Origin of the sequence: Streptomyces sp. SID3212 (assembly GCF_009865405.1) — a bacterium.
In the GTDB taxonomy this organism is placed as follows: Bacteria; Actinomycetota; Actinomycetes; order Streptomycetales; family Streptomycetaceae; genus Streptomyces.
This window is the reverse complement of record NZ_WWJY01000151.1, coordinates 1-1,929: the sequence shown is the minus strand read 5'-3', so window position 1 is coordinate 1,929 and position 1,929 is coordinate 1. Positions and strand designations below refer to the sequence as shown.

The window sequence follows — 1,929 nt, the reverse complement described above, 5'->3', positions numbered from 1 at the left end:
CGCGCCGGTCTGGCGGCGCTCGCGGACCTGGACGCCGCGCTCCCCCGCCGCGACGCGGTGGCCGCGTACCTCCACGAGCGGGACGGCGACCCGGTGACGGCGGCCCGGCTGTACGCCGAGGCGGCCAGGAAGGCCCCCAACCTGGCGGAACGTGACCACCTGACCCGCCAGGCCGCCCGTCTCAACGCCGGGCGGGGCGGCGGCTGATCCGTACGGGGTCACCACCAGGACGTCGGATACACCTCGTGCCGCACGCGGGAGGAGACCAGCTGCACCAGGACGAGCAGCGACGCGCCCGCCGCCAGCAGGGGAACGAAATGATCGGCGCGCGGTTCGGTGAGCATGATCATGACCACGGTCGCCATGGCCGGCGGGTGGGCCACCTTGAGCAGGAGCACCACACCACAGGCCACCCCGCAGGCCACGGCGGCGGCCCAGGGGCCGTGCCAGCCGAGGGCGAGGACCGTGAAACTGACCAGACTCGCCAGCAGGTGCGCGCCGAGGACATGACGGGGTTGCGCGAGGGGTGAGGCGGGGGTCGCGGTGACGATCGCCGTCGTGGCCGCGAGGGGCGGTATCAGTACCGTCTGGTGCAGGGCCGTCCCGAGGGCGACCAGGACGGCGAGCGCGACGGAGGTGGTGACCGCCGCCGAGGCGGCCGTACGCCCGGACGGCCGTGGCTCGGCGACTCTCCACCACCGGGCCCTGGGCTCCTCCCCGGCCTTGGTCTCCTCCCGGGCCTCGGTCCTCTCCCGGGCCTCGGTCTTCTCCGCCGGGCGGGCGTCGACCGGGACGTACGCCTTCTGGGCGCGAAAATTCAGCACAGTGCTCCTCGGAAGCGCCCTCCCTCGCGGCCCACGGCGGCTCGTCGCCCGCGACGTCGGAGAACGCCCCGGAATCGTGCCGTCCGGAAGAGCCGTCCGTCCAAGACCTCTTGTCGATCACGTCATCGACGCCACCGATCAAAGGGCCGGCCTTCTCATCTGCGACCCGGAAAGCGATCATTGGTGTGCGAATGTGAGCTGATCGATGGGGGTTCGGAATGACGGTCGACGCGGCGGGGCCGGAGGAGGCCCGGCGGGTGGCGGGTCTGGTGGGGGCGCAGGAGAAGGCGATCGCCCTGTTCGAGGAGGTGGAGGCGCGGGGCGTGGTCGCTCCCGGGGTCGGGGAGCGGGAGGCGAGCGACCACATCAGGGACCTGGCGAACGAGATGTTCGGTACGACCAGGCACTGGCACAAGCGGATCATCCGCTCCGGGCCCAACACCCTGCTCCCGTACCGGGAGACCCCGCCGGACCGGGTCATCGGTGAGGACGACATCGCCTTCGCCGACTTCGGTCCGATCTTCGAGGAGTACGAGGCGGACTTCGGGCGCACGTACGTGTTCGGCGACGACCCGGTCAAGCACCGGCTCCTGCGTGACCTGCCGAGGATCTTCGACGACGGGCGCGCGGCGTTCGCGGCCGATCCGGACATCACCGGCGCCCAGCTGCACGCCGAGGTCGAGCGCCTGGCCGCCGAGGCGGGGTGGAGCGTCGGCATCTGGCACGCGGGGCACCTCGTGGGCGAGTTCCCGCACGAGACGAACGACGGCGCGCGAGCGGAGTCGTACATCACCCCGGAGAACCACAACCCGCTGCGCCGTACGGACCGCGCGGGGCGGGTCTGCCACTGGATCCTGGAACTGCACCTCGTGGACGAGCGGGGCGGATTCGGCGGCTTCTACGAGCAGTTGCTGGACCTGGCGTGACCGGTGCCCTGCTGGGGTTCGCGCTGTTCGCGCTGGTGGTGACCGTCGTGCCGGGGCCCGATCTGCTGCTGGTGCTGCGCAACTGCCTGCGGGGCGGGCGCCGGGCCGGGGCGGCGACCGCGGTGGGCGCGGCGGCGGGATCACTGGTGTGGGCGGTGGCCGCGGCGGTGGGGCTGGCC

Annotated in this window: 3 protein-coding genes and 1 pseudogene; 3 read left to right on the top strand and 1 reads right to left on the bottom strand. The window is 72.7% G+C overall.

From position 1 onward, the window contains the following. Nucleotides 1-207: pseudogene (locus GT042_RS04305) on the top strand (RNA polymerase subunit sigma-24); the annotation flags it as partial. A gap of 11 nt (nucleotides 208-218) precedes the next feature. Here GT042_RS04305 and GT042_RS04300 read toward each other — a convergent pair. Further along, nucleotides 219-824 carry an HPP family protein gene (locus tag GT042_RS04300; RefSeq protein ID WP_161307357.1) on the bottom strand — a complete coding sequence of 202 codons (606 nt, stop codon included), beginning with the start codon at nucleotides 822-824 and terminating at the stop codon, nucleotides 219-221. Between the two features lie 218 nt (nucleotides 825-1,042). Here GT042_RS04300 and GT042_RS04295 point away from each other — a divergent pair, with 218 nt between their 5' ends. Both GT042_RS04295 and GT042_RS04290 read left to right on the top strand, forming a co-directional pair. Continuing rightward, nucleotides 1,043-1,750 (top strand): M24 family metallopeptidase, encoded by a 708-nt coding sequence (locus GT042_RS04295; protein ID WP_161307356.1) that lies wholly within the window; start codon nucleotides 1,043-1,045, stop codon nucleotides 1,748-1,750. Continuing rightward, nucleotides 1,747-1,929: LysE family transporter (locus GT042_RS04290; protein ID WP_161307355.1), on the top strand; the 183-nt coding region annotated here is incomplete at its 3' end. The genes GT042_RS04295 and GT042_RS04290, both read left to right, overlap by 4 nt.